This is a genomic window from Marinobacterium arenosum, assembly GCF_019795155.1.
In the GTDB taxonomy this organism is placed as follows: domain Bacteria; phylum Pseudomonadota; class Gammaproteobacteria; order Pseudomonadales; family Balneatricaceae; genus Marinobacterium_C; species Marinobacterium_C arenosum.
Genome location: NZ_JAILYN010000027.1, coordinates 42,932 through 66,612, shown reverse-complemented (window position 1 = coordinate 66,612; position 23,681 = coordinate 42,932). Strand labels below are relative to the sequence as shown.

The 23,681-nt window shown below is 60.2% G+C and carries 22 protein-coding genes; 11 read left to right on the top strand and 11 right to left on the bottom strand.

All coding sequences use genetic code 11. The features are described from left to right. Positions 1-317 precede the first annotated feature (317 nt). The 4 genes from rluB to K6T12_RS13255 form a co-directional block, all read right to left on the bottom strand. Positions 318-1,163, bottom strand: a complete 846-nt coding sequence (gene rluB / locus K6T12_RS13270; protein ID WP_222223279.1) for a 23S rRNA pseudouridine(2605) synthase RluB — start codon at positions 1,161-1,163, stop codon at positions 318-320. Positions 1,164-1,235: 72 nt separating this feature from the next. Further along, complete coding sequence (locus tag K6T12_RS13265; RefSeq protein WP_222223277.1) at positions 1,236-1,625, bottom strand: H-NS histone family protein; 390 nt, start codon at positions 1,623-1,625, stop codon at positions 1,236-1,238. Between the two features lie 175 nt (positions 1,626-1,800). Then, positions 1,801-2,421 (bottom strand): L-threonylcarbamoyladenylate synthase, encoded by a 621-nt coding sequence (locus K6T12_RS13260; RefSeq protein WP_222223275.1) that lies wholly within the window; start codon positions 2,419-2,421, stop codon positions 1,801-1,803. 59 nt (positions 2,422-2,480) lie between these two features. Further along, positions 2,481-3,311 (bottom strand): PHP domain-containing protein, encoded by an 831-nt coding sequence (locus K6T12_RS13255; protein WP_222223273.1) that lies wholly within the window; start codon positions 3,309-3,311, stop codon positions 2,481-2,483. Positions 3,312-3,379: 68 nt separating this feature from the next. Between K6T12_RS13255 and K6T12_RS13250 the strand changes: the two genes are divergently transcribed. The 3 genes from K6T12_RS13250 to K6T12_RS13240 all read left to right on the top strand — a co-directional run bounded on the left by K6T12_RS13250 (position 3,380) and on the right by K6T12_RS13240 (position 5,084). Next, entirely contained in the window at positions 3,380-3,925 is a 546-nt protein-coding gene (locus K6T12_RS13250; RefSeq protein WP_222223272.1) for a septation protein A, read from the top strand. A gap of 19 nt (positions 3,926-3,944) precedes the next feature. Beyond that, positions 3,945-4,244: a YciI family protein gene (locus K6T12_RS13245; RefSeq protein WP_222223270.1), complete on the top strand. Its 300-nt coding sequence runs from the start codon at positions 3,945-3,947 to the stop codon at positions 4,242-4,244. Between the two features lie 219 nt (positions 4,245-4,463). After that, complete coding sequence (locus K6T12_RS13240) at positions 4,464-5,084, top strand: OmpA family protein (RefSeq protein WP_222223268.1); 621 nt, start codon at positions 4,464-4,466, stop codon at positions 5,082-5,084. A 512-nt stretch (positions 5,085-5,596) separates the two neighbouring features. On the opposite strand, the gene dtd is transcribed toward K6T12_RS13240, so the two are convergent. From dtd to typA, 3 genes are all read right to left on the bottom strand, one after another. After that, complete coding sequence (gene dtd, locus K6T12_RS13235) at positions 5,597-6,037, bottom strand: D-aminoacyl-tRNA deacylase (RefSeq protein WP_222223266.1); 441 nt, start codon at positions 6,035-6,037, stop codon at positions 5,597-5,599. Positions 6,038-6,098: 61 nt separating this feature from the next. Then, positions 6,099-7,049, bottom strand: a complete 951-nt coding sequence (pip, locus tag K6T12_RS13230; protein WP_222223264.1) for a prolyl aminopeptidase — start codon at positions 7,047-7,049, stop codon at positions 6,099-6,101. Between the two features lie 205 nt (positions 7,050-7,254). Then, the gene (gene typA, locus K6T12_RS13225; protein WP_222223262.1) at positions 7,255-9,072 is read right to left on the bottom strand and encodes a translational GTPase TypA; all 1,818 of its coding nucleotides are present in this window, start codon (positions 9,070-9,072) and stop codon (positions 7,255-7,257) included. 609 nt (positions 9,073-9,681) lie between these two features. Between typA and glnA the strand changes: the two genes are divergently transcribed. The 7 genes from glnA to K6T12_RS13190 all read left to right on the top strand — a co-directional run bounded on the left by glnA (position 9,682) and on the right by K6T12_RS13190 (position 15,743). After that, the gene (gene glnA / locus K6T12_RS13220; RefSeq protein WP_222223260.1) at positions 9,682-11,088 is read left to right on the top strand and encodes a glutamate--ammonia ligase; all 1,407 of its coding nucleotides are present in this window, start codon (positions 9,682-9,684) and stop codon (positions 11,086-11,088) included. Positions 11,089-11,420: 332 nt separating this feature from the next. Continuing rightward, the gene (gene glnL / locus K6T12_RS13215) at positions 11,421-12,491 is read left to right on the top strand and encodes a nitrogen regulation protein NR(II) (RefSeq protein ID WP_315853606.1); all 1,071 of its coding nucleotides are present in this window, start codon (positions 11,421-11,423) and stop codon (positions 12,489-12,491) included. Beyond that, complete coding sequence (glnG, locus tag K6T12_RS13210; protein ID WP_222223256.1) at positions 12,475-13,902, top strand: nitrogen regulation protein NR(I); 1,428 nt, start codon at positions 12,475-12,477, stop codon at positions 13,900-13,902. The genes glnL and glnG overlap by 17 nt, the downstream gene beginning before the upstream one ends. A gap of 106 nt (positions 13,903-14,008) precedes the next feature. Then, a complete protein-coding gene (locus K6T12_RS13205; protein ID WP_222223254.1) occupies positions 14,009-14,401 on the top strand; it encodes a tRNA (cytidine(34)-2'-O)-methyltransferase in 393 nt (130 codons plus the stop codon). Positions 14,402-14,428: 27 nt separating this feature from the next. Beyond that, entirely contained in the window at positions 14,429-14,743 is a 315-nt protein-coding gene (locus K6T12_RS13200; protein WP_222223252.1) for a hypothetical protein, read from the top strand. A gap of 129 nt (positions 14,744-14,872) precedes the next feature. Beyond that, positions 14,873-15,352, top strand: a complete 480-nt coding sequence (locus K6T12_RS13195; protein WP_222223250.1) for a DUF2489 domain-containing protein — start codon at positions 14,873-14,875, stop codon at positions 15,350-15,352. Between the two features lie 16 nt (positions 15,353-15,368). Further along, entirely contained in the window at positions 15,369-15,743 is a 375-nt protein-coding gene (locus K6T12_RS13190) for a hypothetical protein (RefSeq protein ID WP_222223248.1), read from the top strand. 461 nt (positions 15,744-16,204) lie between these two features. Here K6T12_RS13190 and K6T12_RS13185 read toward each other — a convergent pair whose 3' ends face one another. From K6T12_RS13185 to K6T12_RS13175, 3 genes are all read right to left on the bottom strand, one after another. Then, the gene (locus K6T12_RS13185) at positions 16,205-18,796 is read right to left on the bottom strand and encodes an ATP-binding protein (RefSeq protein ID WP_222223246.1); all 2,592 of its coding nucleotides are present in this window, start codon (positions 18,794-18,796) and stop codon (positions 16,205-16,207) included. Positions 18,797-18,822: 26 nt separating this feature from the next. Then, positions 18,823-19,725, bottom strand: a complete 903-nt coding sequence (locus K6T12_RS13180) for an ABC transporter substrate-binding protein (protein ID WP_222223244.1) — start codon at positions 19,723-19,725, stop codon at positions 18,823-18,825. A gap of 86 nt (positions 19,726-19,811) precedes the next feature. Continuing rightward, positions 19,812-21,905 (bottom strand): TonB-dependent receptor plug domain-containing protein, encoded by a 2,094-nt coding sequence (locus tag K6T12_RS13175; RefSeq protein WP_222223242.1) that lies wholly within the window; start codon positions 21,903-21,905, stop codon positions 19,812-19,814. A 265-nt stretch (positions 21,906-22,170) separates the two neighbouring features. On the opposite strand from K6T12_RS13175, the gene K6T12_RS13170 reads away from it, so the two are divergent. Next, the gene (locus tag K6T12_RS13170) at positions 22,171-22,869 is read left to right on the top strand and encodes a M48 family metallopeptidase (RefSeq protein WP_222223240.1); all 699 of its coding nucleotides are present in this window, start codon (positions 22,171-22,173) and stop codon (positions 22,867-22,869) included. Positions 22,870-22,956: 87 nt separating this feature from the next. Here K6T12_RS13170 and K6T12_RS13165 read toward each other — a convergent pair whose 3' ends face one another. Then, on the bottom strand, positions 22,957-23,436 hold the full coding sequence (locus tag K6T12_RS13165; RefSeq protein WP_222223238.1) for an Lrp/AsnC family transcriptional regulator: 480 nt from the start codon (positions 23,434-23,436) through the stop codon (positions 22,957-22,959). Positions 23,437-23,681 lie beyond the last annotated feature (245 nt).

The following is a 23,681-nucleotide window of genomic DNA, read 5'->3' as shown; positions in this document are numbered from 1 at the left end:
CAGCCACTTTCGTGTTGCCGACAAGGCGAGAGCGGCGTTATCCCCGGGCATTAAAGAGCTGCCCATGCCGCTACCCCGTGAGAAAGAAAAATGCCAGTCAGTTGGCTTAACTGACTGGCATTAGCCAACCGGCTGCGTTTTTATATGCAGTAAACAGTCAGGAGTTGCAAGTTAACAGCGGGTCGGCGCAACAACAGCTGCCGATATAAACCGACAGGAAGCGTGATCCGGCGACCCGGCCAGCAACTTCACCGACTGGCGATAAGCAGCCTTCAGCCAGCGATCGAAAACCTGCGCCCCTGACCGCCCGGTGAATGTCAGTCCTGCTTTTTCTTGCGGCTGACGTCCTGACGCACTTTCTGCCGCTTAAAGCGACGCTCCTGATTGATGCGCTGTTCCGGCGTCAGCTTCGGCGCCCGCTTCGGCGCCAGGCCGAACATCGCCCCCAGCCCCTTAACCTCCTTCTGCGACAACTCGCGCCAGGTACCGACCTTGACGTCACTAGGTAGGAACACCGGCCCGAAACGGACCCGCTTCAGACGACTGACGGTAATCCCCTGGGACTCCCACAGCCGGCGCACTTCGCGGTTACGCCCTTCCATCACGACACAGTGGAACCACTTGTTGGCGCCCTCGCCGTCGAAGAACTGCACATCGGTGAAACGCGCCATACCGTCGTCCAGCAACACCCCTTCGGTCATCGCCTTGAGCATATCGTCGGTCACGTCACCAAGCACCCGCACCGCGTATTCGCGATCGATCTGCGACGAGGGGTGCATCAGCTGGTTGGCCAGCTCGCCATCGTTGGTAAACAGCAGCAGGCCCGAGGTATTGATATCCAGCCGTCCCACCGCAATCCAGCGGCCCGACGGCAACGGCGGCAGCCGGTCGAAGACCGTCGGCCGCCCTTCCGGATCACTACGGGTACAGATCTCACCCAGCGGCTTGTTGTACAGCAATACTCGACGGTCGGCCTGGCTTTCAAATACCAGCTTGGCCTCAGACCCGTCCACCAGCACTATATCCTTGCGGCCGATCCGATCGCCGAGCGTCGCACGCTCGCCGTTCACCTGGATACGCCCCTCTTCGATCCAACGCTCCATCTCGCGCCTTGAACCGTAACCGGAGCGGGCCAGAACTTTTTGCAGCTTTTCATCAGCCATTTCGAAATCTCGTAAACAAAAAAAGCTCTCCAGGACCTCGTCCTGGAGAGCTTTTATCCTAACAGGAAAGTCTTATTTGATCAGGCAATCTTCTTTGGTCTTGCCGCTATCAAAGTACTCCTGGAACGCCAGCGGAGTGCGCCCGCGGCCGGACCACTCATGCGTCACGCCATTCGCATCTACGATGCGGTACTTGGGCGCAACTTTTTTCTTCGGTGCGGTATCAACCAGCTGCTCCAGATCGGACAGGTCAATACCCGCCTCCAGCATGCTTTTGCGAATCGCTTCAATCTTAGCCGTTTTCTCAGCTTCAGCCTCGATCCGCGCCTGCTCTTCTTCCTGCTTCTCTTCGAGAATCGCTTTCAGATCATCAAGAACTTTTTCGATATCGGCGACCGCAAGCTCCTGACACTGTTTACGCAGGGAGTTTTTACGTGTCAGCGTCTTAATAAATTCAGACATTCTCTTTTCCACCGAACCTGTTATCTGGGAGGGTTAATTATCTTTATAGTTAATTTTTTTTCAAGGTGCAAAGAGACAATTTTGTGATGCAACTGTAAATAAAACGTACGCTTGCTGAACCGTTGAATTTAAAGTTAACCGCCACCTCTAACGGAAAGCTCCACCAACCCTGGGGTTATTGAAAATCCTCGATCGAACCGGCACCGGCCCTTATCAACTCCGGCACCTCGTCGACCAGGCTAACCACGGTGGTCGGCTCCAGACCGCAATAACCGCCATCGATCACCAGATCCACCTGATGTTCCAGCAACTGGCGAATCTCGTAGGGATCGGTCTGCGGTAACTCCTCACCCGGCAGAATCAACGAGACGCTCATGATCGGCTCACCGAGCCCCTCAATCATCGCCTGCGCGATCAGACTATCCGGCACCCGGATACCGATCCGGCGCCGCTTGGGGTGCAGCAGCCGGCGCGGCACCTCCGAGGTGGCTTTCAATATGAAGGTATAGGCGCCCGGGGTATGGGCCTTCAACAATCGGTAGTTCTGGTTATCCACCTTGGCATAGGTACTGATTTCGGACAGATCGCGACAAACCAGCGTGAAATTATGTTTATCGTCAAGCTGGCGAATACGCTTGATTCGCTCCACCGCCGCCTTATCGCCCAGGTGGCAGCCCAAGGCGTAGCCGCAGTCGGTCGGGTAAACCACCACCCCACCCTGATTTAGTATGTCGACCGCCTGATTGATCAAACGTGGCTGGGGATTTTCCGGATGGATCTGAAAAAACTGACTCACTGCGCAACCCGCCTGTAAAGGATGTATATGCAGACAGTTTAATCCAGCTATGGCATTGGCTAAAGGAGATATTCCAGCACATGCGGCACTTCCCTGCGCAATGCCATGAAACGTCCGATATCGGTCCAGTGATGGCCGGGGCTGTGAAAATCGCTACCAGCCGACGCCAGCAGGCCTGATTGCTCCACCAGCTTTAACAGCTCCAGATGATGGGATGGGGATATACCGGTATAACTGACCTCCAGGCCACGCCCGCCGCAGTTTTTAAAATCCTCCACAAGTTCGCGAATTTTGGTGAAGCTGAACCGGTATTTAGTGGGGTGCGCGACAATCGCAATGCCACCAGCCGCCCGAATAACCGCCACCGCCTGCGCCAGAGTGGGCCAGTCCATTTTAACGTCGCCGGTCTTTCCCGCCCCCAGATATTGCTTGAACGCCTGCTGCTCGGACGACACCAGGCCGCGGGCAACCATCGCCTGGGCAAAATGGGGCCGGCCGACCACCCCCTCGGCCGCTTGGCCGCGGGCATCGGACAGCAGATCCGGTAACCCTTTCTTCATCAGCCGCTCGGCAATCCGTTCGGCACGCTGCTGGCGCAGCAGATCAATACCGGCCAGATACTCCTGCAAACCGGCATCTGCCAGCCGTACGCCGAGACCGACGATATGCACCACCCGCCGCCCCCATAGACAGGTCAGCTCGGTGCCGTTGACCAATTGTACCGGGCTGTCCAGCGCCTGCAGTTCGATGCAGCCCTGCACCGTGTCATGATCGGTCAGCGCCAGCACCTCCAGCTCGCGCTGCTCGGCGCGCGCCAGCAAGTCCGCCGGTGCCAGGGTGCCGTCGGAGGCGGTTGAGTGACAGTGCAGATCGTATCGTTGCGGAATCATAGGGCCAGAAGGTTTATCGATTGGTAATGCGACTTTATACTGGCCCCTTTCCGACAGGCAATGGTTCCATGAAATTACTACTCGATTTTCTGCCGATTATTATTTTCTTCGCGGTTTATAAAAGCACCGGCGATATCATCATCGCCACCGCGGTGCTGATCCCCGCCACGCTGGCCCAGATGGCCTACACCTGGTTCCGCACCCACAAGATCGAAACCATGCAGTTGGTCACCCTGGTATTGGTGGTACTGATGGGCGGCGCCACGGTGCTGTTTCAGGACAAAACCTTCATCCAGTGGAAACCGTCGGTGGTGAACTGGCTGTTCGGCCTGGCCTTCCTGGGCAGCCAGTTTATCGGCCAGAAAACCGTGGTCGAGCGCCTGATGGGCAGCGCCCTGAGCCTGCCGGCCATGATCTGGCGTCGACTGAACCTTGCCTGGGTGCTGTTTTTCACCGCCATGGGCTTCGCCAATATCGCCGTGGTCTACACGATGAGCGAGGAAGCCTGGGTCAACTTCAAACTGTTCGGCATGCTGGGCCTGACCCTGATCTTCATCATCGGCCAGGGCCTGTACCTGTCGCGCCACCTGCCGAGCGACGAAAAGAAACACTGAGTCCCATCTGGAGAACGCCATGTACTATGCAATCATCGCTGAAGATAAAGCCGGCACCCTGCAGCAGCGAATGACCGCCCGGCCCGACCACCTGGCCCGACTGGAAGCGCTGCGCGACGAAGGCCGCCTGCTGATCGCCGGCCCGCACCCCGCCATCGACAGCGAGGATCCGGGCGAAGCGGGTTTCACCGGTAGCCTGGTGGTGGCGGAGTTCGAATCACTGGACGCGGCACAAGCCTGGGCCGATACCGACCCCTATTTCGCGGCAGGGGTGTATGAAAAAGTCACCGTCAAGCCGTATAAAAAGGTACTCCCCTAACCCCTTTTAACGGATGATCTTTGCTTCGCGCAGACGACTGTTCGAATGCACGAAGCATACTTTTGTACCTTTACGGCCGATCTCCCCGCTCGTTTTTATAACTAAATAAATGCGCGTAAGGTACTTTTAAGGATAAGGACGCTAAACTTGGGCTTGAGCCTGAACGCTCGGTCATCGACCATTCAAGCCCTACAGCCTGTTATTCGTAAGGATGGAATTATGAACAAGCTCGTACTGTCTGCCGGCCTGGCAATCACCCTGGGAATCAGCATCTCCGCCCAGGCACACCCGGTTAACTCCGGCTACCTGACCAACACCAAGAGTGATAACGTGCGCACCGGCTTCGGCGGCTGCTGGCGTATCGGTAACTGGTCGCCGGAAAAGGCGACCCCTGAATGTGGCGCACCGGCACCGGTTGTCAAAGCACCGGAACCGACCCCGGCGCCGGCCCCGGCTCCCGCACCGAAGATGGTGCTGAAGAACGTTACTGAAAAACACCTGGTACTGTTCGACTTCAACAGCACTGAAGTGGGCGACATCTCCGACATCGTCGACTACATCGGCTCTCTGGACCAACTGAATAGCGTCGAGCTGATCGGCCATACCGACCGCCTCGGCAGCAACGGCTATAACGACGTACTGGCCGCCAAGCGCGTTAACGCAGTGGCAGCGGCACTGGCCAACGCCGGTGTCGACAGCAGCAAGATCCACACCAGCAGCATGGGCGAGAACATGCCGGTCAAAGCCTGCGGAAGCCGTGGCACTGCACTGAAGGACTGCCTGCGCGCCAACCGTCGCGTCGAAGTGAACATCAGCGGCAAGCAGAAGGTTCAGCAGTAACAACCGCACATTAGACAACCGCTAAAAAAGGGGCGCCATCCGGCGCCCTTTTTTGTGGTTCTTCACGGATTAGTGGGAAACGTCTACGCCAGTCATAAACTTACCGTTGGCACCCCTGTATAGGCCGACTCTGAGCGACCTGGCCGGCCGCCCCCTAGCACGGCTCGATGCAGCGGCGATCAGGCAAAAAGCTGTCTGAGCGAGGGACGAGCGAGTTCTTTTTGCCAGCCGATGGATCGGACCGTGCACAGGATCAGGCGCTCAGTGGAGGCAATCGGGATTGTTAGGCGGTAGCCCCTGCGCGGGCCGCCTTGACGCGCCAGCAGGCGCAACCCCAGCTTGGTAAAAGATGACAAACAGGGGGAGATCGCCGGATTGCCGGACCACGCGAGGGCGCCTCCCACTTTCCCCGCCCTGTCTCATACAGCTGCAACCAACTGGTTCGAGGCTTCCCGCTAAAACGCGATGAACCTTTTTTGTTTTGCTCACCGGCGGCCCAGGCCGCTGGCTACTCAGTTTGTCTCCAGCAGGAAAGTCACTGGCCCGTCGTTCACCAGCCCCACCTGCATCTCAGCGGCAAAGCGACCGGTCGCCACTTCGGCATGCCGAGCCCGCGCCTGCTCAACGAAGTAATCGTACAAGCGCTCACCCTGTTCCGGCGTCGCACCGGAGGAGAAGCTGGGCCGCAGCCCCTTGCGGGTGTCGGCCACCAGGGTGAACTGCGAGACCACCAGCAGACCGCCGCCGACCTGCTGCAAGTTCAGGTTCATCTTGCCATCCTCGTCGGAAAAGATGCGGTAGGCCAGCACCTTGTCCAACAGCTTATCCGCCTGAGATTCGCTATCGGTCTTTTCCACCCCCAACAGCAACATGATACCCGGGCCGATCTCACCAACCCGCTCCCCCGAGATATCCACAGACGCGGAACACACCCGCTGAATTAGCGCCTTCATCGGCCACTCCCTTTCGATCAGCTACAAAGCGGCAGATTGTAGCGCCTCGCGGGAGCGATTATCAGGCCTGCGAACGGGCAAAATCGTCGGTGGCACGCACCAGGTTATCGGTAATGCCCGGCTCGAAGGCGGAGTGACCGGCATCGCGCACGATATGCAGCTCGGCCTGCGGCAATGCGTCGTACAGTGCGAACGCCTGCTCGATCGGGCAGATCACGTCGTAGCGGCCATGCACGATAACGGTGCGGATATGACGGATGCGGTCGGCATCGCGCAGCAGTTGATTCGGTTCCAGAAACGCCTGATTGATGAAGTAATGAGCCTCGATCCGCGCCATCGCCAGCGCCACATGGGGGTCGGAGAAGTAATCGACCACGTCGTTGTTCGGGTCCAGCGTGGAGCAGCGCCCCTCCCAGATCGACCATGCCTTGGCCGCCGACATCCGGGCGATCTCGTTATCCGAGGTCAGCCGCTTGTAGTACGCCGCCAGCATGTCGTGCCGCTCGGCCAGCGGGATCTCCTGCTCGTACTCGCGCCAATAATCCGGGAACAGCGCACTGGCACCACGCTGGTAGAACCAGTGCAGGTCTTGCTCGCGGCACAGGAATACACCACGCAGGATCATCCCCAACACCCGCTCAGGGTAGGTCTCGGCGTACGCCAGACTCAGTGTCGAGCCCCAGGAACCGCCGAACAACAGCCATTGCTCGATCCCCAGCCGTTCGCGGATCTGTTCCATATCCGCGATCAGCGCCTGGGTGGTATTGCCAATCAGCTCGGCATGCGGGGTCGACTGGCCGCAACCGCGCTGGTCGAACAATACGATGCGGTACTTCGATGGATCAAAGAAACAACGGTGCGACCCGGAAGTTCCGCCACCCGGCCCGCCATGCACGAACAACACCGGCAGGCCGTTCGGGTTACCGCTCTCCTCGACATACAGGGTGTGGACATCGTCGACCTTGAGCCGATGCTCGGCATAGGGGTGAATATCCGGATACAGCTTCAGCATGGTTACCTTTCCTGGTTCTTTTATTCACAGCAGTATAGTGGCGCGAGCGTTCACAGTTCATAGTGAAGATTGCGGGCCATACGCATCCTCTGCCACTCACCACTGTTAACTCGTCACTTTACGCTTAAAACTTACAAAAAAAATGCCAGCCGCTGAAACAGCGACTGGCATTGTTCGGTTGTCTAGGGCACGACGCCCCACATCCTTACTTCTTGGCGCGCTTGCGCTCGTGCTCTTTCAGCAGCTTCTTGCGGATACGGATGCTTTCCGGCGTCACTTCCACCAGCTCATCATCTTCAATGAAATCCAGCGCCTGCTCCAGGGAGAAGCGGATCGGCGGAGTCAGCTGGATGTTCTCATCGGTGCCGGAGGCGCGCACGTTGGTCAGCTGCTTGCCCTTGGTCGGGTTGACCGCCAGGTCGTTGGAACGGCTGTGGATACCGATCACCATCCCCTCGTACACCTCGATGTTCGGGTCGATGAATAGACGACCACGCTCCTGCAGTGCGAACAGCGAGTAACCCAGCGCCTTACCGGTAACCATCGATACCAGCACGCCGTTGATCCGGCTGACCACCTCGCCCTCTTTGACCGAACCGTAGTGGTCGAAGATCGAGGTCATGATGCCGGTACCGGAGGTCAGCGTCAGGAACAGCGAACGGAAGCCGATCAGGCCGCGCGACGGGATCATGAAGGTCAGCCGCACGCGGCCCTTACCGTCCACTTCCATGTTGGTCATGTCGCCCTTGCGCTTGCCCAACTCCTCGATTATGGAACCCTGGTGCTGATCTTCCACATCCAGCATCACCAGCTCGTACGGCTCCTGGATCTCACCGTCGATCTCTTTCTGGATAACTTCCGGACGGGAGACACCCAGTTCGAAGCCTTCGCGACGCATGGTTTCGATCAGTACCGACAGGTGCAATTCACCACGGCCGGATACCTTGAATTTCTCCGGGGTTTCGCCCGGCTCAACGCGCAGCGCCACGTTGTGGATAAGTTCACGGTCCAGTCGGTCCTTGATGTTACGGCTGGTGATGAACTTACCTTCCTGGCCGGCGAACGGCGAATCGTTCACCTGGAAGGTCATGGAGACAGTCGGCTCGTCGACCGACAGCGCCGGCAACGCTTCGACGTTGTCCGGATCACACAGCGTATCGGAGATGTTCAGCTCGTCGATACCGGTGATGCAGACGATATCGCCCGCCTGGGCGCTCTCGACCTCGACCCGCTCCAGGCCCAGGTAACCCATGATCTTCTGGACCCGGCCGCCACGCACATTGCCGTCACGGTCGATCACCTTCACCGGGGTGCTGGTCTTGACGCTGCCGCGCTTGATGCGGCCGACACCGATAACGCCGGTGTAGCTGTTGTAATCCAGCGCAGAGATCTGCATCTGGAACGGCCCGTCGACATCCACCTGCGGCGGCTCGACGTGCTCGACGATCGCTTCGAACAGGTGGGTCATGTCTTCACCCAGCTGATCCGGCTCCGGACCGGCCACACCGTTCAGCGCCGAGGCGTAAACGATCGGGAAGTCCAGCTGCTCTTCGGTGGCACCCAGGCTATCGAACAGGTCGAACACCTGGTCGATCACGTAATCCGGACGGGAACCCGGACGGTCGACCTTGTTGACCACCACGATCGGACGCAGGCCCTGCTCGAACGCCTTCTGGGTTACGAAGCGGGTCTGCGGCATTGGACCGTCAACAGCATCGACCAGCAGGCAGACGCAATCGACCATGGACAGTACGCGCTCCACCTCACCACCGAAGTCGGCGTGTCCCGGAGTATCCACGATATTGATGTGGTAGCCGTTCCACTCGATGGCGGTGTTTTTCGCCAGAATGGTAATGCCGCGCTCTTTCTCCTGATCGTTGGAGTCCATGATGCGCTCAGTACCTTCATCGCGACGGCCCAGAGTGCCGGACTGCTGCAGCAGCTTGTCGACCAGCGTGGTTTTCCCGTGGTCAACGTGAGCGATGATGGCAATATTGCGCAACTTATTGATTTCAAAAGACATATTAAGCTTTAGACCCTAGCTTGGGTTGAACTATGTACACCGCGGTGTACTGAATTGATAAAGCCAACCCTCTATCAACATCACTGCGGCCAGGGTCGGGCGGGCGTATATTAACAGCTTAGAGGTGAAAGCTAATAGCGGAAAGAACCGCCCTCATCTGCATATCCGGCTCTGCGCCACCCCGCTGTGCCCGAGATCTGGTCACCACAGCGCGCGCCAGGCGGGCTCAACAGGCTCCACCCGAAGGCAGATTACGATGGGTGAGCCAATCGCTGCACCGATTTGATGCGGACCTTTCCGTTCATCAGCCAAAGAGTTCGTGCCCAAGCAGTGCGAGCGGTGGGAAGTTTCGCCGGGGTTGGAGTATGATGATCGAGCCTCAGGCGATGCGCCCTCTGCAATGCACCAAAATAGCGCACATAAAATTCATGTCGCACAAAAACGGTGCACAGATTACCCGGCTCTGCGCGTGTACCCCCGCCCAAAGCCCGGCAGCAAGCGGCCAACGGATGATGGCACAGTCCTTGCTAGTTGAGATACCAAGGCCGATCTGCTCCGGCGGACGGAAGCTATTTAAGGGTCTGGCAATTCAATAGTGGAGAAAGCCAAATGTCAGAGAAGACTCTGAATCTGATCAAAGAAAACGACGCACGCTGGGTTGACCTGCGGTTCACCGATTCCAAAGGTAAAGAACAGCACGTGACCATCCCGGTTTCCGACATGGGTGACGACTTCTTCGAAGAAGGCAAGATGTTCGATGGTTCCTCCATCTCCGGTTGGAAAGGCATCCAGGAATCCGACATGATCCTGCTGCCGGACGACAGCGCCTCCGTGCTGGATCCGTTCTCCGAAGACGCTACCGTCATCGTTCGTTGCGACATCGTCGAGCCGGCCACCGGCCAGGGCTACGAGCGCGACCCGCGTTCCGTCGCCAAGCGTGCCGAAGAGTACCTGAAGTCCACCGGCATCGCCGACACCGCCATGTTCGGCCCGGAGCCGGAGTTCTTCGTATTCGACGAAGTCAAATGGCACGCCGACATCAGCGGCTGCGGCTACACCATCTCCTCCGAAGAAGCGGCCTGGGCCTCCAGCCACAACATCGAAGGCGGTAACGTCGGCCACCGTCCGCGCGTTAAGGGCGGCTACTTCCCGGTTCCGCCGATCGACTCCCTGCACGACCTGCGTGCCGCTATGTGCGACGCCATGGAGTCCATGGGCCTGACCATCGAAGTCCACCACCACGAAGTGGCGACTGCCGGCCAGTGTGAGATCGGCGTAGGTCCGAACACCCTGACCGCCAAGGCGGACGAAGTTCAGATCCTGAAGTACTGCGTGCACAACGTTGCCCACGCCTACGGCAAGACCGCCACTTTCATGCCGAAGCCGCTGGTTGGCGATAACGGTTCCGGTATGCACGTTCACATGTCCCTGTCCAAGGACGGTGTCAACCTGTTCTCCGGCGACGCTTACGCCGGCATGAGCGAAACCGCGCTGTACTACATCGGCGGTATCATCAAGCACGCGAAAGCCCTGAACGCGCTGTGCAACCCGTCCACCAACGCTTACAAGCGCCTGGTACCGGGCTTCGAAGCACCGGTTATGCTGGCTTACTCCGCCCGCAACCGTTCCGCTTCCATCCGTATCCCGTACGTGACCAACCCGAAAGCCCGTCGCGTCGAAACACGCTTCCCGGACCCGTCCGCCAACCCGTACCTGTGCTTCGCGGCACTGATGATGGCCGGCCTGGACGGTATCCAGAACAAGATCCACCCGGGCGAATCGGCCGACAAGGATCTGTACGACCTGCCGCCGGAAGAAGCGGCCGAAATCCCGCAGGTTGCCTCCTCTCTGGAAGAAGCCCTGAAAGAGCTGGATGCGGATCGCGAGTTCCTGACCAAGGGTGGCGTATTCACTGACGACATGATCGACGCTTATATCGGCCTGAAGCGCGAAGAGGTCGAAAAAGTGAACATGACCACTCACCCGGTCGAGTTCGATCTGTACTACTCCGTATAAGATCTCTCTCCACCGTCAGACAAAAGCCTCCTTCGGGAGGCTTTTTTGTACCCCTTCGGGGAGCTGCAGGCTGCAGGTCAATAGCTTCGAGCCGTTAGCGGCCCACTTCAATACGTTCACTGCCCCTCCCTACAGCAGAACCCTGCACCACCACTTCACCGGCCGCACCATCAGCTGACCTACCATGCACCAGATTGGTGCACTGCTAAGTGCGCAGCGCTACACTAAAAGACAACAGCCGCCCGTTGTCGCGCCTGGCCGCGCTATTCGACCAAACAAAAAGTTGGTTTGTTTCTTGCAGTTACATAGATAACAGGACACCAGGAATGCCCATGCTCCATAAACAGATTCTCGACAACCTATCCAACGCCGTGGTGATGCTGGATGACAATCTGGTGATCGACTACATGAACCCGGCCGCCGAGATGCTGTTCGAAGCCAGCGTGCGCCAGCTGCGCAAGAAACGGATCGACGAGTGGTTCTCCGATCGCCAGACCGACCTGCAGATACTGGCCGAAGCCCGGGACAGCGGCCACCCGCTGACCCGGCGCGAGGCCAAGATGCGCAGCCAGACCAACCACGAACTGACCGTCGACTACAGCATCAACCCGGTGCCGCTGCAGCAGCGAACCTTCCTGCTGATCGAGTTCCAGGCACGCGACCGGTTGATGCGGATCGAGCGGGAGGAGGAGTTGCTGAGCCGGCACGAGACCGCCCGCATGCTGGTGCGCGGCCTGGCCCACGAGATCAAGAATCCGCTCGGCGGTATTCGCGGCGCTGCCCAGTTGCTGGAGCGTGAACTGACCGACCCGAGCCTGCACGACTACACCCGGGTGATCATCGAAGAGGCCGACCGGCTGCGTAACCTGGTGGACCGGCTGCTAGGACCGCGCCAGCTGCCGAAGATCGAAGCGGTCAACATTCATGCGATCCTGGAACGGGTTGCCAGCCTGATCGATGCCGAAAGCGCCGGCCAAGTGAAGATCCAACGCGATTACGACCCCAGCATCCCGGAGTTCGAAGGCGACCCGGAACAGCTGATCCAAGCCACCCTGAACATCATGCGCAATGGCATGCAGGTGCTGCAGGATGCCGACATTGCCGAGCCCCAGATCAAGCTGCGCACCCGTGCGCTGCGCCAGATCACCTTGGGCAGCGAGAAACACCGGCTGGTCTGTAGCGTCGAGATCATCGACAACGGCCCCGGCATCCCAGACGAGATGCTCAGCAAAATCTTCTACCCGATGGTCAGCGGCAACCCGCAGGGCAGCGGCCTGGGCCTGTCGATCGCCCAGTCGATCATCAACCAGCACCAGGGACTGATCGAATGCACCACCGAGCCCGGCCACACCTGTTTCCAACTATTTATTCCACTGGAGCGAAACCATGACACTGTCCGGTAACGTCTGGATCGTCGACGACGACCGTTCCATCCGCTGGGTTCTGGAAAAGGCGCTGAGCAACAGCGGCCTGACCACCCGATGCTTCGAAACCGCCGACGAGATGCTGCACCAGCTGGAGTGCCAGCAGCCGGATGCCATCATCAGCGATATCCGGATGCCCGGCACCGACGGCCTGCAGATGCTGGAACGGCTTCAGGAGCAGCATCCGGGGCTGCCGATCATCATCATGACCGCCCACTCGGACCTCGATTCGGCGGTCGCCTCCTACTCCGGCGGCGCCTTCGAATACCTGCCCAAGCCGTTCGACGTCGACGAAGCGGTGGCGCTGGCACAGCGCGCCGTGGCCCACGCTCACAAACAGCAGGAGCAGGTCACCGCCCGCGCCCGCGAGAGCCAGGCCGAAATCATCGGCGAAGCGCCGGCGATGCAGGAGGTGTTCCGCGCCATCGGCCGGCTGTCGCAGTCCAATATCACGGTGTTGATCAACGGTGAATCCGGCACCGGCAAAGAGCTGGTCGCGCACGCCCTGCATCGTCACAGCCCACGTGCCGCCAAGCCGTTCATTCCGCTGAACATGGCGGCGATCCCGCACGACCTGATCGAGTCGGAACTGTTCGGCCATGAGAAAGGCGCCTTCACCGGTGCCGCCAGCGCCCGTCACGGCCGCTTCGAACAGGCCGACGGCGGCACCCTGTTCCTCGACGAGATCGGCGACATGCCGGCCGACACCCAGACCCGCCTGTTGCGGGTGCTGGCCGACGGCGAGTTCTACCGGGTCGGCGGCCACACCCCGGTACAGGTGGACGTACGGATCATCGCCGCCACCCACCAGAACCTGGAGCAGTTGGTAGAGCAGGGCCGCTTCCGCGAGGACCTGTTCCACCGCCTCAACGTGATCCGCGTCCACCTACCCAAACTGGCCGAACGGCGCGAGGATATCCCGGCACTGATGCATCACTTCCTGCAGCGCTCCGCCAAGGAATTGGGGGTAGAGCCCAAGCGGCTGCATCCGGAAGCCGAAGCCTTCCTTAGTCAGCTACCCTGGCCCGGTAACGTGCGCCAGCTGGAAAACACCTGCCGCTGGCTGACGGTGATGGCATCGGGTCGAGAAGTGCTGATCCCCGACCTGCCACCGGAGCTGCTCGAGCAGCATGGCGAGCGGCCGGCACAGAGCGACAACTGGCAGCAGGCGTTGCAGCAGTGGGCCGACCGTCAGCTGGCCAGCGGCGAATGCGGTATCCTCGAAGAAGCGGTGCCGGCGTTCGAACGGGTGATGATCGAGACAGCCCTGAAGCACACCGCCGGCCGCCGCCGCGACGCCGCCCAGTTGCTCGGTTGGGGTCGCAACACCCTGACCCGCAAGATCAAGGAGCTGGGTATGGAAACCGCCGACAACCATGATGAGGAGTAGGGAGCGGTAAGCTTCAAGCAGCAAGCGGCGCCCTGCCTACCCGTAGCAAAGGGGGCACCGGCTGCCGTAGAATGGCGCTCCCGTTAGCCTGAGATATAGCAACGCCATGCTGCATGTGGTGCTCTACCAGCCCGAGATTCCGCCCAATACCGGCAATATCATCCGCCTGTGTGCCAACACCGGTTTCCAGCTGCACCTGATTGAGCCGCTGGGGTTCGATTTCGACGACAAGAAGCTGCGCCGTGCCGGGCTGGATTACCACGAGTTCGCCGCGGTGCGGATCCACGCCGACCTGGACAGCTGCCTGGCCGAGCTGCAACCGCCGCAAGTCTGGGCGCTGACCACCAAGGGACAGCGCTTCCCCAGCGATGTTGAATTCAAGGCCGGTGACGTACTGCTGTTCGGCCCGGAAACCCGCGGCCTGCCGGCCGAGGTGCGCGACAGCCTGCCGGCCGACCAGCTGCTGCGCCTGCCGATGGCGGCCGACAGCCGATACTGACAGCTTCGATCATTCCGGTACCCACGCATGCAGCACTGCCTGATACTGACCCACTGGCAAGGCAATATTTTCGCCAGCGAAGACCACCTCGACGCCCAGGACCATCGCCAGCGCACCATCCGCTTCGACGGCGATCCGCAGCAGCAGCGCAACCTCACCAGTTTGCGCGCCCAGCCGCTGCCGGTGTTGTTGCTGGTTGACCAGCTGCAACCGCAGGAAGATTGCCTGCGGGTACCGGCCGATGCCTTGATCAGCGTGCTGCCGATGGCCGCCGACAGCATCGAGCAACTGCTGGCCAACGGCCAGGCCGGGCTGGTGCTGCAGTCGATCGCCCGACGGTAAACGCGTCGGGCCACCTCCTCGGCAGGCATTTCCGACCGAGCCGCTGGGTTTAGCGGCGAAATCATGGATAATATCGCGTTCAGAGTCCGGAACCGGCCGGACAGAGCCCCTGAACACGATGGAACAGCAATGCCCTCTTACGTCACCTACCTGTTGATCGCCACCGGCCTGCTACTGATTGCCGGCCTCAGCCTCTTCATCTGGAAACAGCTGAAGTTTCAGCGCGACCACCGCCAGCGCCAGCAGGCGCTCGAGCAGCAGGCCGCCGAGAAAGCCCAGCAGCAGCGCGACTACCTGATCGAGAGTATCCGGGTGCTGTCCCAGGCGATGGAAACCGACGAAAAACTGACCCTCACCGAAGGCTGCATCCGCATCAAGGTGCTGTTGGAGTCGCTGGCACCGCACCTGCTGCGCCAGGAGCCCTACGACATCTTCGTACTGATCTTCGAACAGACCCAGCATATCCCGATCAAAGAACAGTGGCAGAAATTGGATAAAACGCAGCAACGGCGCTATATCCGTGAGATGAGGAAGTTGGAAAACCAGCATCAGGAGCAGATCCTGTCGGCCGCGCGGGCAATCCATAGCTACGCCTTCGACCGACACTAGGGTTTTTCTAGAAAATATGGAATTTATCGCCGTCTTCGTGTTCACCCTGCTGGTGACGGGGCTGCTGGCGGTGGTCCTGTACTACACCCGCAATACCCGTTACCGCCCCACCCGGCGCCAGATACTGAAGCTGCTGCGCGGCGTCGAAGCGCGCACCACCGAACGGGCGGCCTGGGAGATGTTCATCGGCTATCCGCTCTACTACGACCCGGAACTGGACCGCATCCGCCAGTGCTGTGTTGAAATCGAAGAGGGCAGCGACGAACTACCGCCCGCCTCGCCCGGCCTGAACGGCTACCTGTACGACCGCGCCGGCCGAGAACGGATCGCCAAACTGGCCGACGAACTGGCCCGGCTGATCGAAAAAGAGCCGGTGTATAGGGAGTTTTGAGTTAACAGATTTGAGTTAACAGTTTTTTAGTTAACAGTAGACAGAGCGAAGCCGGAACCCGAAGCTGGCACCCAACCACTGTCATCTGTTTACTCAATCCTGTTAACTGACTTGACATTAACAGTGGACAGAGCGAAGTCGGAACCCGAAGCTGGCACCCAACCACTGTCACCTGTTTACTCGATCCTGTTAACTGACTTGAAATTAACAGTGGACAGAGCGAAGTCGGAACCCAAAACCGGCACCCAACCACTGTCATCTGTTTACTCAATCCTGTTAACTAACATGAAATTAATGGTAGACAGAGACGAAGCCGGAACCTGAAGCAGGCAGCCAACCACTGTCACCTGTTTACTCAATCCTGTTAACTAACTTGAAATTAACAGTCACCAGAGACGAAGCCGGAACCTGCAGCTGGCAGCCAACCACTGTTAACTGTTTACTCAATACTGTTAACTCATCTAATACTGCTGATGCTCGATCAGCCGCCGCAGCCGCCACAGCTGTTGCCAGATATCCCGCATCCCCAGCTGCTTGGCGGCCCGGTTCAGGTCGACGCTGACCACCTCCAGCTCCGGCATATCGTAGAGTCCGGCCAGGCCGATCAGTTGGTGGGTATGGTGCCGCAGCCGCTCCCGGTCGCTGGCGGAGAACGCCTGATGCAATCCCTCCAACTGCGACTCCAGTTCATTATGCAGCTGGTCCTGGCCGATCTCGTAACGGGACAGGTCGGTGCCCTGCTCGCCATTATCCGGCAGCGGTGCCAGCACTTCGCCGAGATAACGGTTGATCTGTTCGATCAGCAGACGGTCGTCGATCGGTTTCAACAGCACCTCGTTGACGCCGGCGGCACGCAACGCTTCGTGCTCGCTGTCCACCACATTGGCGGTCAACGCCAGGATCGGCTTGCGATAGCCGGCCTGGCGGATACGCGAGGTCGCCTCGATGCCATCCATCTCCGGCATATGCACATCCATCAGGATCAGTGCCGGATCGAACTCCTCGGCACAGACCACCGCCTCGACGCCGCTGATCACCTCCAGTACCTGAGCGCCGGCCCGTTCCAGTACGCGACGTAGCAGCAGGCGGTTGAAGTTGTTGTCCTCGGCCACCAGAATCTGGGTACTCGCCGGCAATAACGAAGGCCCCGCCGGATCCGACACTTCGATCGCCTCGCCATCCGGTTGCAGCAACGTCTGCAGCGCCTTCGGCTGCAGCGGTTTACGTAATTGATCGACCGCCAGCGTGTCCGGCAGCTCACGCTGTTGGCCGCTCAGCAATACCAGTCGGCCCCGATGCAGTGCCCGGACCTTGGCCAGCCAATCGACCAGTTGATGGGACAGCTCATCCTGCGGGCCGATGCCGACAAAGACCGCGTCGAAGGACAGCTGGTTCAGCGTATCGAGCACCGCCTGTGGCGAACTGACCGACTGCGTCCGGTTGACCACCCGGTGCAACTGGTAGCGCGCCGATTTGCGCGCCTGGGGATTGGCATCGTAGATCAGCGCCCGCTCCAGCAACGGCTGCGACACGCGCATCGCCGGCGTCACCACCGGGAACGGAACGTCCAGCGTCACCTCGGTGCCGCGGTTCTCTTCCGACTGCAGATCGATGCTTCCCCCCATCAGTTGCACCAGCCGGCGGGCAATCGCCAGCCCCAGCCCGGACCCGCCATATCGCCGGGTGATCGAGGTGTCGGCCTGGCTGAATGCCCGGAACAGGTTCTTCGCCTGGCGGGCCGGGATCCCGATGCCGGTGTCCTGTATCTGAAGTTGCACCGTCTGGATGGTGCCATTGCGCGCGCCCGGCGTCAGCGACACCAGCACCTGCCCCTGGTCGGTAAACTTCAACGCATTGCTGACCAGGTTGGACAGCACCTGGCGTACCCTCACCTGGTCGCCCAGCACCTGCATCGGCAACTCCGGATCGAGCAGCAGTACCAGTTCGATCCGTTTCTCATGCGCCACCGGTGCCAGCATCTCCAGTACATCCTGTACGCAGTCAGCCAGCGAAAACGGCAATGCCTCCAGGCTGATGGCGTTCGACTCCAGCTTGGAGAAGTCGAGAATGTCATCGATGATCGACAGCAACAGGTTGGAGGTGTGATTGATGATCCGGGTGAACTCCCGCTGGTCGGGGTTGAGCTCGGTATCGCTCAGCATCCGCGAAAAGCCCAACACCGAGGTCAGCGGAGTACGCAGTTCGTGGCTCATCCGGGCCAGGAACTCGTCCTTGGCCACATTGGCCCGGTCGGCCCGTTCGCGGGCCCGGGTCAGGTCGTTGTTCTTACGTTCCAGGTCCGCCAGGGTACGACGCACCATGCGGGTTTTCTCCTCCACCCGCGCCTCCAGCGAGCGGTTCGATTCCTCGATCCGCTCCGCCATCCGGTTGAAACCGCGCGCCAGTACCTGCAGCTCGCCACGGGCGTGCTCACGCGCGCGGCGGCGATAGTTGCCGCTCTGGATCTCCTGCACCACCCCGGTCAGGTCGACCACCGGGCCGATAATATTGCGGCTGAAGCGGGATACCAGCAGCAACGCCACCACCATCCCCAACACCAGCAGACCGATGCCGTTCAGCACGATATCCCGCTGCCGCACGTAGGTGGCTTCACGTGACATCACCACCACCACCCAGCCGATAATCTCCTTCTCGGCGCTGCCGCCAGCCAGCTCCGGCGAATCCAGGAAGGCGATGCCGCTGGTGGTCACCGGCGCCAGGAAGAAGCCGTGATCATCTTCGAAACGGGGATAGGCATCCTGCCGCTCCACCGGGATATCGGTGTCGTGTCGGCGGGCCAATTCGTCGAACTGGCGGTCCAGCACCACGATATCGGCGACATCCTCCTGCTGCAGTGGCGCCCGCAACTGGCCGGCCAGCATCGGCTGGTTGCCGGTCAGCAAGCCGAACTCCACCGACACCGCCATCAGGCGGGCGATCGTCTGGCCACGGCTGGTCAGCTCCTGGTCGGTATCCTGTACCCGGCTGTGGATAAAGTAACTGCCCAGCATCAGTGCGAACGCCAGCAACGGCAGCACCGATACGATCAACATCTGGCTCTTGATACTGCCCCGCGGGTTCAAGGCGACATCTCCTGCAAACGGGCTTCCAATGCCGCATCCGTCGGCAGCTCCAGCTGCAGGGTACGGGCGGCCACCCGGTTGGTGATCACGGAATAATATTTGGGAAACTGCGGCGGCGGCAGCGGCGCGCGCTTATCGGCCCGGTCGTTAAGCAGTTCGGCGGACTGGCGGCCGATCTGGGTGGCGCTGGAATAGACCCCGGCCACGGCCCCCGCTTCAACGTACTTGCGCGAGAAGCCGATCAGCGGCACCCGCTTGCGGTAGGCGATATAGAGAATCCATTTGGCGGTGGTGCGGTTGAACACCGCCTGGTCCGGCAGTGGCAAAAACAGGTCGCTGCGCTCGATGATCGGCTGCAGCCGGCGCACCGGGTTGTCGTCCGCCGAAAGTTCGGCGTGCACCAGCTCGAAGTTCAGCGACTTGGCTTCGGCCTGCAACTCGGCCAACTGGTGACGGGTCGCCGGCCCCAGCGCGGTGCCGATGCGCCGTGCCTTGGGTACCACCAGGCGGGCCAGCTGCAGCTGTCGCCGTAGCGGTTGGTCAAGGTAGATGGCGGACAAGAGGCCGGGCTTCTGGCGCCAGGCTTCGCCGTGGCGGGCCAGCAGTGCATGGTAGGTACTTTCGGGAATGAAGGTGGCCAGTAGCCGGTGCCGCTCTGGCGGCAGCTGCAACAGCTGCTCGAAGGCGGCGGCACCAACCGCCACCAGGGTATCGCTTTGCGCCAGCCCGGCTGGCGGATCTTGCCGTAACTGTTCGAGCGTCAGCACCTCGCTCGAATCGCGCAACTGCACCCGCAGGGCAACGGCGACATTGTGATAAACCTCGGCATCGCCGCTCAGCACCACCAGCGTCCTGGCCAGCAGCGGTGACGACGACAGCAGCAGACAGAGGCTCAGCAAAAGCCGTCCGCCGAATCGGCCGAGGTTAAAACGCCGCTTATACTTCATTTTGATCCGCACAGTCCTTTGCGATCAGAGTATCAGTTTCAGTGCACTAATCGCAGCTGAACGAATGCCCGCCTGTCAAATTCGTTGAACGGGTAGAATTCGGCATAGCTCTCGTTGAATGCATCCTGCACTACCAACGCCAGCTCTGCCCGCCAGTCGGCGTCCAATGGCATAGTGCGCGCCAGCCTCAAGTCGGTGCGCCAATAGCCTTCCCGCTGGCCACCTTCGAACCAGCGTACATCACTCATATGGTAAACCGCCATACTGGCTTGCCAACCGCCGGAAAAGTGCTGGCTGAGCAGCAACGACAGGGTGTTCTCCGGTGCCGCATTATCGATCGACTCGGCGCCGCCGGCAAACTCCGCCTGATCCGGATCCTTGACGCCCCGGTCGCGGGTGCCGTCGATATTGACGTAGCCATAGCTCAACTGCAGCAGACCATCCATCCAGGGGCGCGCCCGGTACTGCAGCTCGAAGCCGTTGGCATCCCATTGCGCGGTATTGTCGATACGGCTGGAGAAACCGTTGATGTCGTCGGTCACGAAGAAGAAGGTGGTCAGGCCGTCACGCACCCGTTCATGGAACAGCCGCAGGTCCAGTTCGCTGTCCCACTGTCCCAGCCGGGTATAGAGCCCCAACTCGAAGGAGTCCAGTTTTTCCGGGCTGAGCTGGTCGTTCGACACCTGAATCGAGTCCCAGACCGTGCCGTCATTGCGCAGAATCCGGGACGAGTTATGGGCATCCAGCAGCGACGGCATCCGGTAGGCCCGGGTATAGGCGGCGCGCACTGCGGTACCTTCGCTGAGCAGGTAGTTCGCCGCCAGCCTGGGCGAAACCCGGCCGGTGTGAATCGCCGAACTGTACTCGTACATCATGCCGGCGTTCCAGGTCAGCTGGTCGCTCTGTAGCCACTGCAGGTTAGTGAACAGCCGCCAGCGCTCCTCGCCGATATCGGCCGAGGAGGCCAGCAAACTGTCGCTGGCAGCGGTTTCGTAGCGGTAACCGCCGCCTAGAATCAGGCTCCAGCGGTCGTCGAGGTGGCCGGTGTACTGCAGTTCGGTATCCCAGGTCTCGGTGCTGCCATGCTCAGCATCGGCCCGCAGGAAGGTGCCGTCCAGCCCCTGTGACAGGGCGAACAGATGAGCGGTCGCCAGGTCGTCAATCGCATCGACCTCGCGGACGATCACCTGCTCGGCGCTGAGCAGCTCGGTATCCAGGTCCAGGTAGTTGCGGTACAGCGACAGCTGCAGATCTTGCCGGCCGTCGAGAATCCGGTTCCAGCGCAGGTACTGGTAATTGCTCTCGTTCTGGCGCCGGTCGACCGGACCATCCAGTTTATCGCCGGCCACCAGATCGACATGGCCGTCGGTGGCGCCCAGTTGCAGTTCGACGGTGTCGTTCAGGCTGGGCGAAAACGAGCTGGCAAAGTTGAAATAGCGGTCGATCTCACTGTCGCCGAACAGATCGGTGCCGTCATTGCTGCGATAACCGCCGCTGATCCGGTAGTTGGCCCACTCGCCCATGCCACTGTGACGGAACTCGTAGTGCTGGGTGCCCTGCGCCCCCTGCACCGTTTTAATCGAGTTCTGCTCGACTTCGGCCAGCGGGCTGCGGGTGACGATATTGATCGCCCCGAGAAAGGCGTTGGAACCATAGGCCGGCACGTTGGAGCCGCGCACCACCTCGATATGGGAGATATCCTCCAACGCCAGCCCCAGGCTGCCCCAGTCCACCGTGGACAGCAGCGGCAGGTAGATACTGCGGCCGTCCACCATCACCTCCAATTTGGTGGGAAAGTTATCGCTGACACCGTGGTAGGTGACACCGAACTTGTTGTGGGCCACGTTGAACGCCTGCATCCCCGGCACCAGCCGGAACAGGTCGGTCACTTCGATGACGCCCGCCGCCCGGATGGTCTCTTGATCAATGATGGTGATCGCCGCCGGTGCTTGGGTCAGCTTCTGCGACATCCGGGTGGCGGAGATCACCTCCGGGATATCGCTCAGGTAATCCTGCTCGGTAAACAAAAACGCGGGATCGTCGGCAGCCAAAGCCGCCGCACTGCCGAGCGCCAAAAATACGCTGCTGATACCGCGCAGCGCGCGTCGCAGCTCTGTCTGGAAGGGTGCCATATTATTCTTCTGGTCATTCCTTGGTTAACTCACGCATCGCGAATTCAAACAGACGCGATGGACATCGGGGTTAAGTATGTCCATTCAATATGAAACTATCTAGTCGCCGAACGGCTTATTTAGCGCCTGCTAAATAAGTTTTTGCTAGCACCGACGCGGCGCTAACAGATACAAGTGGCAATCGAGGGACTCCCCGAATTCACCGGGCGGTGGATTTCCGCTAGGCTGCCGGATCAAACCGCCGTATCTAAACAAGTCCGTCACCATGTCCCGATTCAGTTTCGACTACCGACTCAAACGTTCCGCCCGCCGCCGCACCATCGGCATCCGGGTCGCCCCCGACGGGGTCACCGTCAGCGTGCCCAGCCAGCTGGATCAGCAGGAGATCGACCGGGTGCTGCGCCGCAAGGCCGGCTGGATCGAGCAGAAACTGGCGCTGTTCAAGCAGGCCGGACCACTGCTGGAAAAACAGTATATCGATGGCGAGCCGTTCGATTACCTGGGCCGGCCATTGAAGCTGCGGATCCTGCCCGCCAGCCGTGGCGAGGTGGAGCGGATTGGCGAGCAGTTGATCGTACGGCTGCGCCGACAAGCGGACCCGACCCGCCAGCAGGCCGCCGTTCAGCGTCTGCTGGAGCAGTGGTACCGCCAGCAGGCATTGCGACTATTGGATGAAAAATCACGCACCCTGGCGGCGCGGATCGGCCGGCCGGTCGGCCAGGTACGGGTACGTCGCACCCGCTCGAAATGGGGCCACTGCACCCACCGCGGCGACCTGCAGTACAACTGGCTGATCCTGGCGGCGCCGGAGCCGGTGATCGACTACCTGGTCGCCCACGAGGTCTCCCACCTGGTCCACCCGAACCACTCGGCGGCATTCTGGCAACAGGTCGAAACACTCTGCCCGGACTGGAAAGCCCAGCGCGACTGGCTGAAACGCCACGGCCATACGCTGGTTGTTTAGTTTTTTTAATACTGTTCCGTCCGATCAGCGAAGCAGCCGATCGGACGACAGAAGGCGGAAGGCGGAAGGCGGAAGGCGGCAAAATAACTACAATGGAATCGCACTGTCCTGCTTGACCTCGCGCAGCGCGAAGTTGGAGTGCACTTGGGAGATGTCCGGCAGCGGGAACAGCTTCTCGGTCAGGAAACGGTCGTAGGCGGCCATATCCGGCACCACCACCCGCAGCATGAAATCGGCGGTGCCGGTCACCGCGAAGCACTGCAACACCTCGGGATAGTCGCGTACCGCCGCCTCGAACTCGCCGGAGCTGTCGGTGGAGTGGCGCACCAGCGACACCATCACCAGCACGCAGAGGCCACGGCCGACCTTGTCGGCATCGACCAAGGCGGTGTAGCGGCGGATCACCCCGGCCTGCTCCAGCGCCTTGACCCGCCGCCAGCAGGCCGCCGGCGACAAGCCCACCTTGTCGGCCAGGGTCTGGTTCTTGATCCGGCCATCGCGCTGCAGTTCGGTCAGGATGCGCCGGTCGTAACTGTCCAGCAGGGGCCCCTCTTCTCTCTGCGACATTTCACATTTCTCTGATATTTGAAAATTCCTTTCATATTATACATAAAAATCCAAACATCCTTCGAATCAACCCCGATCAGCACACAAACTTTGCAAGCACCTTTCCAGACTAAGTTCCTACAATGATCACCAATAATAACAGTCATTGCTGTGAGCCCAGCAGCCTGTCGGCCCGGCTACCGATCTACCGGCCAAGTCCGACCGGCTGCAAGAAGGCTGCAAGAATAATAAACAAGTGAGGTGTG